Genomic DNA, 14410 nt, shown 5'->3' with positions numbered 1-14410 from the left:
TATGCTACACTTCGGTACCTATTGGTGCCTCCTTCATCTTTTGAATATCCTCGTCCTGTTCAATTTCACTCCCTATTCTGTCTTTGTTAGCTTTAGCTACAAGTTCTAATTGAGTCTCTCTTTCCTCTGTCTGGTCTTTCTTCAATATACGAAGACCATTTTTTAGTCCTCTGACGAACCGGTTCCCTTTCTCTGTTTCTCTGTAGATGTGGATTACTCCATCTTTCTCCCTATAGACTAGTTCGAGATCGTCATAGGACTCCAATATACTCGAAAAGCCCTGATCCATCGGACCTCGATAAGCACGAATGAACGGCCATTCGTCCTTCTCAATATCTGTTCCGTTGCGGAACTGTACAAGCGATTTGTGAAATTTCAGCTCACCGTCTATCTCCCCATCAAACTCGTTGAGCATCCATAATCGGGGATGTAACGCTGCCTCTGACCCCGGAAGGATTTCGTCGGATTCGTCGGTCATGCTTTCCACTCATGTTCTGCAAAGGTGGCTTGTTTGGAAGACGAGCGTACGAGTTCTAATTTTTTGTGTTCTTCAAACTCGTCGATAACGACCGAGTCAGATGATGTAAAGATGATTTGCGGGTCGGATTGAAGCAGGTGAGACAATGATGATTCCTTCCTTTCAGCGTCTAAATTAGAAAACGGCTCGTCCAGCACAATTGTGCCCCAGTCTATCGCAGATGTTCGATTTCCGTGCTCGTTGAGAGCCAATGTGAATGATAAGTTGAGTAACTGGAGTTCGGAATCACTTAGTTCTCCTCGCCTATCGTAGAGACGACGTTCATCACTACCTGGTAGAGCGACAGCACCACTGTTTCTGTTAATCAACAGCTCGATTTCTGGCTCGTCTGACAACTTCTGAAAATGCTTGGTCCACGATTCTTCGAACGTCGAAATAGCAGAATCATAGCTTTCAGACTCTAGCTGTTCTAATTCGGATATCAAATCCTCTTTTTCCTTCTGTAACTCAGAAATATTGTCTTGTGTCTCTTCAAGTTCTGATTCTATGTGTTCAAGTTCCTCTCTTTTTTGCTCAAGTTTTTCCCCACGCTCTTCGAGTTCTTCTTCGGCCTCCTGTTGAATTTCATCTACGCTCTTACCATCCTCCAGTCGATCTACGACCAACGAGTTGAGTTTCGAAATCTCCGGCATTTCAGATTCTAGGTCAGAAATCTTGCCCTCGATATCGTTGAGCTCTGCCTGATGTTCGGCGAGCTCTGTAGCAAGTTGCTCAGGTTTCCCTTCATTCTCTGATTTTTTCTCTTGAAGATGTGTTATTAATGAGTCAATAGAGTGGTTTTCACCGCAGAACGGACACTCAGAATCATCTAAACGCTTCTTTACAGTATTTGAGGAGACGCGTTGATCGCAGACAGGACAAAAGAATTCTTTGAGTGCTTCTATAATTATATCTTCAACGTTTGACTGGTATCGCTGAAGTTCATCCTTCTGTTCCTCTTTCTGATTGATCTTCCGATTCAATCCTCGTTTCTTTGAATAGAGTTCGCTTATCCGTTGGCGTATATCCTCATTTTTTGAGAGCTTATCAGCAATCCCCTCCAGCTCTCCGGTTTGAGATAGGCTGAGAACTTGCTCCCACTGGGATTGGTATCCGTCCAGATTACTCACATCGCGGCTTAGATCTCGTTTTCTATTTTCGAGAGGAGAAATTCGATCATGTTCGATATTCATATTTTCCTCCAAGCGCTCAATCTCATTACGGATTTCCTCAATACGACGCTTAGAGGCTTTATTAGTGACTTCTAGAATCATGTCCAATCTCGCGGACCCATCGAGATGTCCGAGAGGGAGTTGATCGAGATGAGATGGGAGAAAATGTTGTCGAACAACCTCTGTATTACCCAATCTATTCTCAAGAGCCTTCTCAGCCTTTTTTGTTTTCAACACGCCCTCATCAGTCGAATACTTCCTCTTCGGATCACCCCGAGTAAACTGTGAACCGTCATCAAATGTGACAGTAACGTTATTTCCACCGCCGGGGCGAACCCCAAGCCTCTGATGAACCCCAAGAACGGCATACAGGATCGCGTTAAATGTAAGACTCTTGCCACTAGTGTTTGGTCCGTGGATAAGTAGAGCCCCTCCGTTAAGATTGTGCGCTTGCGGTGTTTGGTCTTCTGTGTAGATTTCCTTAGCGAAATCGTCAATTTTGAATCCACTAATGTTCATTGTTAACAACTTTGAGTGTTCGTTCAATCGAGCGTTTTACTTCTTTGGCCGAGTACAACGACGCTCCGGCCATCAGAACTAACAGGAGAAGCCCGGCACTTAACCCCAATAGTCCATATGCAAAGTACCCGAGAACAGGAGCGGTAATCCCGATTGTCAAACAACATAGTGCAGTAACAACTTCTTGCTTGGCTTTTTGATCCAAATCATCTATTTTGGACTCAGTATCTCCAGAGTACCAGTCATCAAATTCGCCTCCCTGCTCAAGCTCAAGTCTCATCCGTAAAATCGCAATATGTTGTTCAAATACTTCCTTGATGATCTCCGTTGTGAACTCTTCAGAGATCTCATAAATGATGAGTGCTGGCCCCAAAGAGAATAATAGAAATCCATACGCGAGTACGGAATCAGCGGGAACTGTTACGAATTTATAGATCGCCACAATTGTGTAGAGAGTTAGGATTCCGAAACCCGCACTCTCGTCCTGTACAAACGGTACTATTCCTGTCACAGAGAATCATCTCGCTTAGGCACTACTATCTCATCAATTACCATTGGAATATAAACTTAACGCGAAATCAACTAGTCCAAAAGTGGATATATTATATGAATGTCTTCTGCCGTTGTATCACGACCGCACGCCACCAACGTCAGGCGGCAGTACTCACACGAAATCTCAACCAGGAACAGATCATCACCGCTGACAAAGGTACGACTGAGACGATCTGCGTGGAGAACTTCGAGAGGCCGATATTCGGCCAGTGACCAAACGTCTAGACAAGATCCATCCCCTCGATTCAGTAGTTTGGCTCTATCAGGGTTTGAGATGGCCACTCCAACCAAGCGAGGAGGCAGGGTCAATCGGCGATTGATTTTCTCAGACACGACCAGTTTGGCTATACGCGAATCTCTGTGAAAACCACACCCTCGTTCGAGCATCGAACGATAGCCAAGAAGACGTCCGTTCGACCAGTGACCGTTGCGCTGTCCGGCGATTATTGGTCCAGAAATCTATGGGCGCTGCAGGTCCGCGGTAATTGCGTTTGCGTCGAATCGTTTTGCTGTTTGTGTCATAGTTATGATTATTCGAGGAACTCCCACCGTCGCTCAGCCTTTTCGAGATCGGACGCTCGGTCGTAGTGGAGATCGAGCACGTCCTCCGAAGCGTTCAGTCGGTCCGAGACGATCGCCCGTGGAACGTTGTCGTTCCTGTACCGGGTGACCCGCGCCTTTCGTACGTCGTGAGGTGACCGCGAAGACGGACAGCCGCTCATCTGAGTGTGGTCGAGGTACTCGCAGGTCTCCGTGTTCTCTCCGTGCGGGCACCCGAGGCCGATCACACACGGGCGGGTCCACCGATAGAAGGTGTACCGAACCGCGCTGTGCGAGATGCGTCCCTCTCGGGTCGTGAACAGGGGAGCCCGGCCGTAGTCGTCGGTGTTGTCGACACGGGGACCGTCGATGTAGTCCCGGAGGATTTCGGCGACTCGGTCGCTGATACGGTTCGCCCGCTCGCCGTCGCGCTGGTTCTTGAGGGGAGTATCCTTGCCGGGTCGGTGGACCAGCTCAATGTGCGGAGTCTCCCCGTCGAGGTGAACATCAGCGAGGTCGAGCGCGCGGAGCCCGCCGAGACGGACGCCGGTATGCCAAACGAGCGCCCAAATCGCGTGGTCGCGGGACCCGTACTCGTACTTGTTCAGGTACCGGAGTATATCCGGGACGCGCTCGGGGTCAATCGTCGAATCGCTCACCTGGTCGTCTTTCGTGAGCGATGGGAGGTCCACCAGCTCGTAGAAGTCTGAAGGGACCGCCTCGATCTGCCCGCAGAAGCGCATGAACACGCGGACCACGTTCAGGGCGGAGGCGAGTGTTCGAGGGGCGATCTCGTCGTCTTTCCCCTGCGAGTAACCTCCGTCGCGTCTCCAGCGCCGGAATTGGAAGATATCGCGGCCGGTCAGCTCGTTCATGTTTTCGATCTCTCCCTCTTCCTCGCACCACTCGATGAACGCGCGGAGGTGGCTCTCGTGAGACTGGTAGGTCCAGTTGGCAGCCTCGTCGCGGAGCGCTTCCAGATGGAGATCGCGAGCCGTCTCCGGGGAGATCGGTTGGAGGTCGTCGTCGTTCACAGGAATCCCTCCGGGGTGTCCAGAATCTCGTGGTCCGGGTGCTCGTCAGCGAAGTGGTCGAGGTAGCCGGCGACCTGTCGCGCGTACGGGGTGAACCCGTCCGGTGGGTCCGGGTCGACGGAGGCACCGCACACTTCGCAACTGGAGAGGTCGCGGGTGTCGGTCGCCGTGACCTGTCGGGGATCATCGTCCATGACGAGAACACATCTGGGGGGATACAACATATATGTTGTGGGAGTGCAGTTTTGTTTATAGACGGTCCAAATATGCACTCAAGAACCAGATACGGATTATGAGAAAATCGGGGAAATGGATGGTATTGCTCGATGAGAGAATCCTAGAGCTTCTAAGCGAGGAAGAGAACGAGTTTATGTCTCCAAGCGACATCGCCGACCACAAGCGAATTCCATACAGCTCGCAGCACGTCGGGCGTCGATGTAAGAAACTAGCCGCACATGGATTGCTCAAACCAGTTGCTAGAGGTGTGTATACTATAACAGAGGACGGAATTTCCTATTTGAATGGGGAGTATAGCGCAGTAGAAAATGGTGATGTTGGGGTAACAGACAACGGAGAAAGGAATGAGAGCATGGATGAGGCGTAAATAATGAAAGTACGTCGGATGGGCCGTTGGATGTACACCGTCGACGAGCGGATTCTTGAACATCTTGCCGAAGAATCATGGGCATCACCCTCAACAATGGCAGCCGAATCAGAGTTTCAAGATTTAGATGCAGATGAGAAGTACATTCGACAGCGCTGCGATCGGGTTGTGGAGCGCGAACTCATTGAGCCCATTATCGAACAGGGAAGAATGTATGAAATCACTCGCTGGGGACTCGCATATTTACGAGGCAACCTTGATGCCAGCCACTTGCCAAAATGGGTAAATAGGACATGAGTAGGTCCTCAAAAATAATTGAACGAGCGGTAGCCAATCGGTGGATAAGGTTCGAAGATTACCGTTCGTTAAGAGAGAATTTTATTAGTGTATATTTAGAAGCTGCCGAAGCAGAACCGATTCGGGAATATTTGGAATCCCGAGAATCAGATTCATTACGCGATGATGCTCTGGCTACGGGAGAAGAGTCAACCGAGTTTGAACCACATTCAATCGTATTTGATCCTCTCTCAATATTCAGAAAAGTATACCGCGCGTTATGGGTGATTGTAGTATTAATTGCATATATATTACACAAGACTCTCGGATATTCTGCAGAATTAGTGGTGGGATTTCTAGATGGTCCCCCTATTGCTAGTATTTTATTTGAGTACGGGGTCCCAATATCTTGGCTTTTGGCTGGTGCTGCCTATTTATTAGCATTAAAATTTGATTCGAATATAATTCGGCTGATGAACGATGAGTTAAGGGTAAAGGATGAACGAATCAAGGACTCGGACTTAAAATCAGAAATATTCTCGTTCTACCTTTGGAATCATTCACTGACAAGCAACACGACGATCCCAGTACTAGCGCTTTTAGTCATGGTACGGGCCTTGAGTGAAGAATTAGTAGATGATGGGTTTCGATTTGCTATTATTATGATGGCATATATTTTGGATGATGATATGAATTTCATGGAGGCGTTAGGAGCGACCTCAAAAAAGATATCTACGGAGGATGAGTGAGTGACATTACGAGCTCAGAATAACTCGCGCGACCCCCCGCAGGGAGGGGTCGCGCGGGCGGCCGCCCACTGAAAGGGTAGGTGGGTCGGTGGGTGGATCACCGTGTTTGGGTGCGATTATCACTTAACTTCATTCAGTAGATAGCTTTATTTCCCACGTATTTGACCGAGATGTATGGAATTGAATGATTACCTGATAGAGAAAGAAAGTGTCTCTAGCAAGATCAGTGCATTCGATAGTCCAGATGAATATTCGGAGTCGAGTGCTGGAACACTCGCATGTACACCCTACCGACTTGTGTTTGTTCGTAACGGAGATGTGACTGATATCTCACTACGTGGAGTGAACTCGATAGAATATTCGGAGGGAGGATATCCAAATGAGTATTTTGCGTGGGGACTACTCAGCACCTTACTAGCAATCGGGGCGCTGATGTTCACACCGATTGGACCGATCTCAGAAGATATCGGAATGATGTTAGGGGTTCTTGGAGGTATCACTGGTGTGGGGTTGTGGGCCTGGGGATTTCTGCTTCGTAGCTCATCTTTGAAGGTTCACACGGCGAACAAAACGTACAGTTTCTATGCGAAAGAAAGCGGATTAGACAACATTGCACACAGCGTGCGCGGTCACGAGATGAAACACTAAGCTGGTCCGCGCTCGCGCAGTTCGTCGAGGAGATCGGGCCAGTCGAGGTCGAGAGCGAATAGGTCAGGTTCGAGGTTCCAGTTCCACGGAGCGGCGTCGTCCGGGTCCGGTTCCGCGGTCGCGGGTTCGAGGTTTTCGACGGTCCCGCCGAACAGTTGATCGGTAGGCTTGTCCGCGTCAGCTGGCCAGTCCGCGAAGAAGTCGACTTCTTTCTTTGAGTGTTTGAAGTACGCCGTCGTGAACAGCCGTTTCAGCTCCGGGTGGCAGTCCTTCCCCGTGTGGAACACGGTGCCGAACACGTCGACGTTCACCTTCGCCATTCGCTTGGCGAGCGGAGAGAACTGCGCGGCGACCTCGTAGGAGTTAGTTCGAGCATCGAAGTGGGTCGAGCCCTCGTCGATGAAGACGAATTTGGGGCGGTCGCGGTGCTCGATGCAGGTAACGGCAAGGTCGTGCGCGCTCGTGACGACCCTGTCCGTGAGCGACCAGGTCCGCGAGTTCGAGATCACGAGGAGATCGTCGACAGTCGCAGAACGGAGCTCAGCGAGCAACGCCATCAGGTTTGTTTTGCCAGTGTTCGGATTCCCGGCACCACCGATGAACGCGGTCGCGTCGTTGTTGGTCATCACGTCGTCGAGCCGCAGCGGGAGCCGAAGGGCAGAGCCGTCCAGGTCCTGCTCGGTGACACCGACCAGGTGCGAGAGCAGCATCGAGTTCCCCGACCGAATCGCTTCGGACGCCTGCCGAGACTGTTGGGTCCGGTCAACGAGGTCGAGCAGTTCGGAGTCCTCGACGAGTTGCGGGTCGAGGTCGTTTAGGAACACGGAGGTAGACACGTCGCCGGGGTCGATTGCACCCGCTCGGGAGTCGAGGTTACGATTGGTCTCGATGCGACCGGCCAACTGCTCCGCGAGCTTCGCCGCGGTCAACATTCCTTCGTCCGAGTTACCCATCGGCGGGTACCTCCGTTTTCTCTGAGTGACCGTTACGGTTGGTAGGGGGTTCATCCGGCGTCGAGAAGTCGAATCCGCTCTTGTGTTCCATCTCGTCGACCTCCTCATCGTCGACGAGGTCGTCAAGATCGTTGTCGCCGGAGTCGAGGCCGAAATCTTCGAGTTCAGCATCTATGGCGCGCTCGATACCGTCACCGGAATCGGGCAGCGATCCCTCCTCGAACGTCTTGATGATAGATTCGACGGTGTTGCGAGTGGCACGTCGGACGACGACGAACGCCGAGCTTTCGAGGATGAATCCTCGTTGCGCGTCGTCTTGCAGTTGGCCGCGGCACTCCGAGACGGCACGAAGCGAGCGGGCGAGTTCGCGGTCATCGAGGGTTCCGCGCCATGTGCCGACGACGGTCATCTCTTCGAGGTCGACTTGTTTACCGACGTAGAGGTTCGGCGTCAGTTGTGTCAGTTCGTACGAGCGGTTCAGGAAGCCGTCATCGTCGATGACTTCGAGTTCTTTGAACTCGTCGAGGGGGAGTCGGTAGATTCCGCCATCGAGTTCGCGAGCATCGAGGTCGAACAGGTAGACCCACTGGGGATTGTAGAGCCAGCTAACGACCTTCGAGCCGGTGAATAGGCCGAGCGGAGCCATCGCGACGGCAGCGATCGCGGCGACCTTCGCAAATCGTGGAACTTCAAGATTGAACCCGACGATCAGCGAGACGCCGACAAGCACGAGACCACCAGCGATCAGTTCAGGAACGTAGCCCGAGAGCCAGTCGATCAGCTTCATGTGGTTCGGCGGCTCCGGGCAAGTATCAGGCGTGTCTCTCATGCTAACCTCTCAGGTTCTTGATCGCGGCCGTAGACAGCCTTCGCGACGAGGTACACTGTCAGGATGGCGACGCCGAGACCACCGCCGATTCCGGCGGCTTGGGCGTCAGTCGCAGTGAATGGACCGCCGATTAGTTCGTCGGAGGTCGTGACCTCCTTTTGGTAAAGAGTGTCACCAGCAGCGATCGTGACGCCTTCGGAGCCACCATCGACGGTGACAGTGAGCCGAACGGTGTTCACGCCAGCGTCGAGGTCAACATGCCGTTGGGTCAGTTCGCCCGAGCCGCGGCGGAACGCTTCGGTCACGACGATGGTCTGTGGCCCTTCCGTGTGGATGGTCACGACCACGTCGGAGCCGTCGAGTTCGGCGTCACAGATGGCAGTGTACTCGTTGATGCGTTCGGTGCAGCTTTCGGTTTCGTTCGTGGCCGTGCTGTTGTCTTGGGCGGCGACTCCACCGGTTGCGAGAGCCGTCGCTACGAGCAGCATGGCAAAGATTGTGAGAAGACGCATGGTGTTCAGTTCGAGAAGATGCCGTAGCCGAGTAGCCCGGCGACGACAGCAGCGGCACCTTTCTCGGTGTTGGTGAGTTCTCCCCACTCCGGGAGTCCTCCACCGCCACCACCGGCGGTGTCGTGGACGTTCTCGGTTGCCTCAGTGTTCGCCTCGTAATGCTGGTGGAACAGGTCGACGATCTCCTCGTTCGTCATCTCGGTGTCGGACTCGACGAGATCACGCTCCTCGAAGGTGACTTCGTCAGCGCCCTCAGCAGATTCGATGACGAACGGGCCAGTTACTTCGAGGATTTCAGCGTCGGACTCAGCATCGTCCGGCATGTTGAGCGCGGCGAAGATGGAGCCGACAACGTCATCCGGGTCGTACTCAGTACCGACCGTCAGGGCGTTACCGCTGTGAGCGGTCCACGACAGACGACCAGTGAGTTCGAGGCGTTCGTCCTCGTCCTCCTCGTCGCCATCGTAGTCATCTCCGAGAGGTACGGAGATGTTGACGACCTGATGGCTTACCGGGTAGCCCATCGCACGCATCGCCATCGCAGCCTCCTGATAGTCGGTCGCGTCAGCAGCAGTGTCAGTGAGGTGTTTGGGGCCGATGGTTTCGTGCAGGTCGATCTCCCCGTCTTGCGCGGGTTGGAAGTAGGTATCGACCATCGACGAGACCTCGGAGATCATCGCGTCGTGCTCGTCGTAGAGGTCTACGAAGATGTCATACCACTCCTTGCAGTTGTACAGCGTCACACGGTTGTATGGGAGGTCGACGCCGTCGTCGACGGTTTCGAAGTCGTCGGCATCGGGTTGCGACCACTCGATACCGTAGACGAACTCTCCGCCGTTGTCGTTATCAGTCCAGTCCCGTTCTTGTTCGTACTGGTCCGGGTGAACGGCACAGGTGTTCGAGATGTGTACGTCGTCGTACTGCCCCTGCTCCTCTCGGAGCGTGAAGCCACGGTAGGTGATCTGCTCGCCGTCGAGCAGCGTCACCTCGAAGTTTTCCCACGGCAGGTTTTGGGTGTGAGTCGTGTTTGAGCGAGGGGACTCGGGGATGTACAGGTCGGAGCCGTAACCCCAATCAGGGTTATCATCATCCTTGATGCGTTCGATCAGCTTTTCGAGGCGGGTTACGCGGAGGTGCCACGAGTTGACCAGACTGCGCTCGACAGTCGCGTACGCTTCGTCGATGGCATCGATAGCGGCTTGTTCAGCCTCAGACGCAGTACCGGAGTCGACGCCCTGCTCGTAGATCGCGAAGATTGCTTCTTCGCGAGCCTTGTTCTGTACGAGCTGAACGTCGCGCTGAAGCGAAGCTTTCAGTTCCTCATCGGATAGCTCCGACTCGCGCTGGCGAGTGAACTCGTTGATCAGGCCGTTATAGTCGAGGGCGTCCTCGACCTCCTCCTCGTCAACGTCGGAGAGGATCGAGCCAGCGGCGATGCCGCCGACAGCGCCTGCGACGAACGAGCCAGCAGCGACAGCGCCGTACGCGGCGAGCGGCGCGAAAGCCTCCGACTCCTGTACGGGGCCGTTGTCGTAGGCGAGCGCACCACCAGCAGCGGCGGCGGCTCCGAGGCCCTTCAGGAAGCGGCGGCGGCCAGTACGACGAGTCCGTACGTCATCACTACTATCAGGCTCCACAGCAGGCCCATCAGCAGGGCCGTGGGAGGCGTTACTGCGAGTCGTTGGGTCATTGGTTGTTGACATAAGGTTGAGTGCAGAGTCAGTTCGTTACTGCACCAGAACGGCGTACGAGCCGAAACTGATGAGGAACGCGACGATAGCGAAGTGCGGCGAGTTCGCGGCCATCGTGTCGACGAGCCACGTCCAATGTTGCGAGAGGAGCATCAGGAGCGGTCCCGCCGCGATCATCGCCTGTTCTCCGCGGTCGTACTTGTCGAACGAGCGAGTTTCAGAGGAGGCGAACGCGAGCAGGTAGGCACCGAGCGACACCCACAGTGCGTGGGTATCGGCGATCTGATACTCGACGCCCCATCCGAACGTCAGTCCGGTGATGGCACCGAACAGGTACAGCGAGGCGACTGTGAACACGATCCCGATCGCGGCGGGCAGCGAGCGCAGATTCATGTAGTCGTTCATCCGCGCACTCATCGATTTGCTGTTGTACGCCATTCTCAGTCACCACCGGGGAAGGCGACCATCGTCGGGTTGTAGTCGTGCGTCGAGCCGTCATCGCGTTCGAGGGTCACCTCGTCGGTGTCCATCGCGACCCAGATTTGTTCGCCGACCTCGATGCGGTCCTGCGCAGCTGCGCGCTTGACCTCGTCCTTGGCGAAGTACCGGACGACCCCCCGACTCTCGTCCTTGATCTTGAGGCGGTACCACGGACCGTACTCTCCTTCACCTTCGGTCAGGTCGAGCACGAGCCCTTCGAGCACGTCACCGGGGCCGAGTTCCACGGTCGGCACATCGCTGTCGGGGTCGTTACTTTCGAACTGTTCGTAACCGTCAGGCGGCGTCGGTCTTTCAGTCGACATCTCCGACTATTAGTCAGCTAAGATATCGGATATAAATTCGAGATGTGCGGGGTGAAAGTAGTCACCAATATTTCAACTAGTGTACCGACAACAGATGCTTCGTCGTTATGTTAGCTACAAATCACAAACGAGATAGCACTGACTGACCCAAACAATAAGAATCCAATTGAGAATATAATGGAACATCGGAGGTATTTGTACTTTTCCTGTGCTACTGACGATAGATTATAGATGTCGTGACTGATTTCGTTTAGAGGTGTGTCACCGTCGAGCTCTGTGATTGCTTCGGCGTATGTATTCTGGTCATTATATTTTTTTATATCATTCCAGTATACAAATCCTTCCGATATTCCAGATTCTTCCCGTGGTAGCACCGTTAGAATTGAAAAAAGTATTGATATGAGCGAAAACAGTATAGAAATAGTAATCATCCCCACGGTTGGTGTGCTCAACTCTACAGTAATGTTTGACATCAGATTCAAGACTAATACAACAAACGCTATTTGACCAGAGATCAAGATCGAGGCCTTCTGGTCGGCGAGTTTAATATACGTATTTTGATGTTGGTACGCTATTTTTGCTAGCTCACTTTTATCCATATTTATAAAATTCGACGGGTTGATAAATTAGTGACGGTTAACTTAGGATTGATGTCTGAAGAAGATAAATGGAAGCGATTTCGGATGGATTTTGTACAAGAACCGGTCGCTGTGCCTCATCTTGTAGAAGTGGATGAAGATCACGTAGATGCAGTTGAAATGGACGGTAAATATTACATTATAGATCATATGGAATTGGAATTCAGAGCAAAGCCTCATCCTGATCGGTATGAGCGGATTGAGGATCCTCCAGGTTGGCTAGATAAATTTGACGACACAATCATACCTGATGACGTTCTTGAGCCAGCGCTCGACGAGCTCGAAAAGCCAATCTTGGATGAGGATCCCGATAATGACCTTCCAAGATATTACGATCCTCCTCAGATAGATGATACAGTAGAGTACGTTGAGGCACGAAAAGAGGAGATCCGTCTTGCGGTAGAGGATGAAAAACCTCTACATATGGTAGAGCCTGATCGACAAACACTCTCAGAACTAGAAAGTGAGGATGTTCAATATTTTGCCATCATGTCGATTGATCTTGTTCGATCCACATCTCTCAGTATTGGTATGGGAAATGATAGATTCGCAAAAATGATACAAATATACATGATGGAAACGGCTAATTTAATCCACAATTTTAATGGTTCAATTCTCTCTACGGGGGGTGATGGTATTATCGCTTACTTTCCGGGGCCAAATGTGAATGGGATGCACGACAATACGATTGATTGTGCCGTAAGCCATATGCTTCTTTTGAGAGATGGCATCAATGAAGTGCTACAGTCAGCCGGATTCCCTGAGCTAAAATGTCGGATTGGAATTAATTCAGGCACGCCCGGGATTGTGTCTGAGGGAGAAGAGGATTACAACTTACTTGGGGTCTGTGTGAATCTGGCAAGTAAAATTCAACAGGAGGCGGATCCGGGTGAGATTCTACTTGGAGAAACAACAGAGCGAAATTTACACACAAGATGGCGGACAAACACAAGTAAAGTAACTGAAGAGAAAAATTGGAATATTAAAATCGGAGGTCGAGTATACGACATTTATAGATATAATTACATAGAAACTGAAAATAACTAGTATATTGTCATCAGAATTGGCTGATGTTCAAGAGTCACGTTCGATATACAGGATGCGTATTTTGCAGGCGTCCATCTTGGTAGTTGATTTAATAGATACGAGCCAGACTTCTCAGGTATGAGTCGTGAGAGACTTTTTGAATTTCTGAATAAGCTTCCAGACCAGGATTACGACACGAGCAGTGAGTTTATGTATCAAAATGTTTCAGAGTTTCTAGATATTTTACAGTATGATTCGGATGTCATCTTCTATGAGTTAAGTGGTCAGTACAAAGTGGACCCTGCTCATTTGGATGAGGATGCGGCCTCAAGGGACGGAGACGTGTACCGATTCACTCAGGCGGACGCAGGAGTAGCAAGACATCCTTCGTCTAGACCGTATCTAGTGATCAAGGCAAAATATTCAGAAGAGCTCCCACCTGGTGAAGATATAGATTTATACAATCATGTTCTCTATCAGGAGATTGAACAATTTATAGGCGCATTTGAACCAATATTTTCCGTCTATTTGTCTAGTTTTTCGCTATATATCTATCACGATGGAGAATATCGGGATTATGATCTGCGGGAGGTCTCTATAGCCGACGCTGGAGAGATTTTTGAACTCTTGCAAGCACCAGAGGAACTACCACGGGAGATCTCCCCATCCATTAAGAATGCTGAAACCAGCTCTATACGAACTGAAAATTTTCAGCTTGACACTGTAGAATATGTCCAAGCCCTCCGAGAAGTAGATGAGGCAGATTCGACTATTGAGAAGGGTGATTCGTTTGAGCGATTGGCAGTGCTACTTTTTTCAGGTATTTCATTTCTTCAGATGCGCGATCGGAAGTTCAGAACAAACACGGGTGAGATTGACGTTATTATCGAATATCAGGGGTCAAATCATCTAACAATATTTGACGACTATTCCCGCTTTATCTTGGCTGAGTGTAAAAACTGGAGTGGCTCAGTTGGATCTGATCAGATCCGCGTATTCAAGGATAGATTGAATGAACACGGGGTTGATCTCGGGATTTTCTTTGCCCGTAACGGGATCTCAGGAGATACCGGTGCTAACGCATCAAAACGGGTGCGAGATGTTTTTCGGGATGAGGGGATTGCGATCATTGTAATTAGCGACTATGAACTCGAACAAATAAAGAGAGGGCTTAGCTTCTATGACATCCTTGATCAGAAGCTGTACGAACTACGATTTTCGGAGTGAAGCTCCCGCTATTATCCGAAACTAGAGCTTTGAGTTGGCTCCTTGCTTTTGGAAGCTAACTTAGTTCACGATCACTTAAATTGCAGTCTGATTTCTTGTCGGGTAACTGTTCTATATTCA

18 protein-coding genes are annotated in these 14410 nt (G+C 51.2%); 6 read left to right on the top strand and 12 right to left on the bottom strand.

Features of this window, described 5'->3' with window-relative positions; translation table 11 throughout:
- Nucleotides 1-4: 4 nt before the first annotated feature.
- The 5 genes from ACNSN4_RS06175 to ACNSN4_RS06155 form a co-directional block, all read right to left on the bottom strand.
- On the bottom strand, nt 5-478 hold the full coding sequence (locus tag ACNSN4_RS06175; RefSeq protein WP_418284906.1) for a hypothetical protein: 474 nt from the start codon (nt 476-478) through the stop codon (nt 5-7).
- A complete protein-coding gene (locus ACNSN4_RS06170) occupies nt 475-2208 on the bottom strand; it encodes an AAA family ATPase (protein WP_418284905.1) in 1734 nt (577 codons plus the stop codon). The genes ACNSN4_RS06175 and ACNSN4_RS06170 overlap by 4 nt, the downstream gene beginning before the upstream one ends.
- Nucleotides 2198-2719, bottom strand: a complete 522-nt coding sequence (locus tag ACNSN4_RS06165; RefSeq protein ID WP_418284904.1) for a hypothetical protein — start codon at nt 2717-2719, stop codon at nt 2198-2200. Before ACNSN4_RS06165 ends, ACNSN4_RS06170 begins: the two co-directional genes overlap by 11 nt.
- A 571-nt stretch (nt 2720-3290) precedes the next feature.
- Complete coding sequence (locus ACNSN4_RS06160) at nt 3291-4334, bottom strand: tyrosine-type recombinase/integrase (RefSeq protein WP_418284903.1); 1044 nt, start codon at nt 4332-4334, stop codon at nt 3291-3293.
- Nucleotides 4331-4528: a hypothetical protein gene (locus ACNSN4_RS06155; protein WP_418284902.1), complete on the bottom strand. Its 198-nt coding sequence runs from the start codon at nt 4526-4528 to the stop codon at nt 4331-4333. Before ACNSN4_RS06155 ends, ACNSN4_RS06160 begins: the two co-directional genes overlap by 4 nt.
- Before the next feature lie 98 nt (nt 4529-4626).
- On the opposite strand from ACNSN4_RS06155, the gene ACNSN4_RS06150 reads away from it, so the two are divergent.
- From ACNSN4_RS06150 to ACNSN4_RS06135, 4 genes are all read left to right on the top strand, one after another.
- The gene (locus tag ACNSN4_RS06150; RefSeq protein ID WP_496923286.1) at nt 4627-4938 is read left to right on the top strand and encodes a winged helix-turn-helix domain-containing protein; all 312 of its coding nucleotides are present in this window, start codon (nt 4627-4629) and stop codon (nt 4936-4938) included.
- A gap of 30 nt (nt 4939-4968) precedes the next feature.
- The gene (locus tag ACNSN4_RS06145) at nt 4969-5235 is read left to right on the top strand and encodes a hypothetical protein (protein ID WP_418284900.1); all 267 of its coding nucleotides are present in this window, start codon (nt 4969-4971) and stop codon (nt 5233-5235) included.
- On the top strand, nt 5232-5963 hold the full coding sequence (locus ACNSN4_RS06140; protein WP_418284899.1) for a hypothetical protein: 732 nt from the start codon (nt 5232-5234) through the stop codon (nt 5961-5963). Before ACNSN4_RS06145 ends, ACNSN4_RS06140 begins: the two co-directional genes overlap by 4 nt.
- A gap of 174 nt (nt 5964-6137) precedes the next feature.
- Nucleotides 6138-6611, top strand: coding sequence for a hypothetical protein (locus ACNSN4_RS06135; protein ID WP_418284898.1), 474 nt, complete (start codon nt 6138-6140; stop codon nt 6609-6611).
- Here ACNSN4_RS06135 and ACNSN4_RS06130 read toward each other — a convergent pair.
- The 7 genes from ACNSN4_RS06130 to ACNSN4_RS06100 all read right to left on the bottom strand — a co-directional run bounded on the left by ACNSN4_RS06130 (nt 6608) and on the right by ACNSN4_RS06100 (nt 11998).
- Nucleotides 6608-7564: a hypothetical protein gene (locus ACNSN4_RS06130; RefSeq protein WP_418284897.1), complete on the bottom strand. Its 957-nt coding sequence runs from the start codon at nt 7562-7564 to the stop codon at nt 6608-6610. The two genes, ACNSN4_RS06135 and ACNSN4_RS06130, sit on opposite strands and share 4 nt — an antisense overlap.
- Nucleotides 7557-8393: a DUF8125 domain-containing protein gene (locus tag ACNSN4_RS06125; RefSeq protein ID WP_418284896.1), complete on the bottom strand. Its 837-nt coding sequence runs from the start codon at nt 8391-8393 to the stop codon at nt 7557-7559. Before ACNSN4_RS06125 ends, ACNSN4_RS06130 begins: the two co-directional genes overlap by 8 nt.
- Entirely contained in the window at nt 8390-8905 is a 516-nt protein-coding gene (locus ACNSN4_RS06120) for a DUF8063 family protein (RefSeq protein WP_418284895.1), read from the bottom strand. The genes ACNSN4_RS06125 and ACNSN4_RS06120 overlap by 4 nt, the downstream gene beginning before the upstream one ends.
- Nucleotides 8906-8910: 5 nt before the next feature.
- A complete protein-coding gene (locus ACNSN4_RS06115) occupies nt 8911-10542 on the bottom strand; it encodes an Env/VP5 family phage fusion protein (protein WP_418284894.1) in 1632 nt (543 codons plus the stop codon).
- 90 nt (nt 10543-10632) lie between these two features.
- Nucleotides 10633-11034 carry a DUF8023 family protein gene (locus ACNSN4_RS06110; protein ID WP_418284893.1) on the bottom strand — a complete coding sequence of 134 codons (402 nt, stop codon included), beginning with the start codon at nt 11032-11034 and terminating at the stop codon, nt 10633-10635.
- 2 nt (nt 11035-11036) lie between these two features.
- Nucleotides 11037-11399, bottom strand: coding sequence for a hypothetical protein (locus tag ACNSN4_RS06105; protein ID WP_418284892.1), 363 nt, complete (start codon nt 11397-11399; stop codon nt 11037-11039).
- Between the two features lie 110 nt (nt 11400-11509).
- A complete protein-coding gene (locus tag ACNSN4_RS06100; RefSeq protein WP_496923285.1) occupies nt 11510-11998 on the bottom strand; it encodes a Pycsar system effector family protein in 489 nt (162 codons plus the stop codon).
- A gap of 51 nt (nt 11999-12049) precedes the next feature.
- Between ACNSN4_RS06100 and ACNSN4_RS06095 the strand changes: the two genes are divergently transcribed.
- On the top strand, nt 12050-13084 hold the full coding sequence (locus ACNSN4_RS06095) for an adenylate/guanylate cyclase domain-containing protein (protein ID WP_418284891.1): 1035 nt from the start codon (nt 12050-12052) through the stop codon (nt 13082-13084).
- Nucleotides 13085-13201: 117 nt separating this feature from the next.
- Nucleotides 13202-14290, top strand: coding sequence for a restriction endonuclease (locus ACNSN4_RS06090; protein ID WP_418284890.1), 1089 nt, complete (start codon nt 13202-13204; stop codon nt 14288-14290).
- Nucleotides 14291-14410 lie beyond the last annotated feature (120 nt).

It is taken from the genome of Halorubrum marinum, from assembly GCF_048381195.1.
Classification (GTDB): domain Archaea; phylum Halobacteriota; class Halobacteria; order Halobacteriales; family Haloferacaceae; genus Halorubrum.
The sequence above is the reverse complement of the archived record's forward strand: the minus strand, read 5'-3'. Positions and strand labels throughout refer to the sequence as shown.

Excerpts from the sequence above, each read along its gene's own strand:
- ACNSN4_RS06170 (WP_418284905.1), bottom strand. The coding sequence starts at position 2,208 with ATGAACATTAGTGGATTCAAAATTGACGATTTCGCTAAGGAAATCTAC.
- ACNSN4_RS06145 (WP_418284900.1), top strand. The coding sequence starts at position 4,969 with ATGTACACCGTCGACGAGCGGATTCTTGAACATCTTGCCGAAGAATCA.
- ACNSN4_RS06125 (WP_418284896.1), bottom strand. The coding sequence starts at position 8,393 with ATGAGAGACACGCCTGATACTTGCCCGGAGCCGCCGAACCACATGAAG.
- ACNSN4_RS06150 (WP_496923286.1), top strand. The coding sequence starts at position 4,627 with ATGAGAAAATCGGGGAAATGGATGGTATTGCTCGATGAGAGAATCCTA.
- ACNSN4_RS06095 (WP_418284891.1), top strand. The coding sequence starts at position 12,050 with ATGTCTGAAGAAGATAAATGGAAGCGATTTCGGATGGATTTTGTACAA.
- ACNSN4_RS06090 (WP_418284890.1), top strand. The coding sequence starts at position 13,202 with ATGAGTCGTGAGAGACTTTTTGAATTTCTGAATAAGCTTCCAGACCAG.
- ACNSN4_RS06140 (WP_418284899.1), top strand. The coding sequence starts at position 5,232 with ATGAGTAGGTCCTCAAAAATAATTGAACGAGCGGTAGCCAATCGGTGG.
- ACNSN4_RS06105 (WP_418284892.1), bottom strand. The coding sequence starts at position 11,399 with ATGTCGACTGAAAGACCGACGCCGCCTGACGGTTACGAACAGTTCGAA.
- ACNSN4_RS06175 (WP_418284906.1), bottom strand. The coding sequence starts at position 478 with ATGACCGACGAATCCGACGAAATCCTTCCGGGGTCAGAGGCAGCGTTA.
- ACNSN4_RS06100 (WP_496923285.1), bottom strand. The coding sequence starts at position 11,998 with ATGGATAAAAGTGAGCTAGCAAAAATAGCGTACCAACATCAAAATACG.
- ACNSN4_RS06120 (WP_418284895.1), bottom strand. The coding sequence starts at position 8,905 with ATGCGTCTTCTCACAATCTTTGCCATGCTGCTCGTAGCGACGGCTCTC.
- ACNSN4_RS06155 (WP_418284902.1), bottom strand. The coding sequence starts at position 4,528 with ATGGACGATGATCCCCGACAGGTCACGGCGACCGACACCCGCGACCTC.
- ACNSN4_RS06130 (WP_418284897.1), bottom strand. The coding sequence starts at position 7,564 with ATGGGTAACTCGGACGAAGGAATGTTGACCGCGGCGAAGCTCGCGGAG.
- ACNSN4_RS06135 (WP_418284898.1), top strand. The coding sequence starts at position 6,138 with ATGGAATTGAATGATTACCTGATAGAGAAAGAAAGTGTCTCTAGCAAG.
- ACNSN4_RS06110 (WP_418284893.1), bottom strand. The coding sequence starts at position 11,034 with ATGGCGTACAACAGCAAATCGATGAGTGCGCGGATGAACGACTACATG.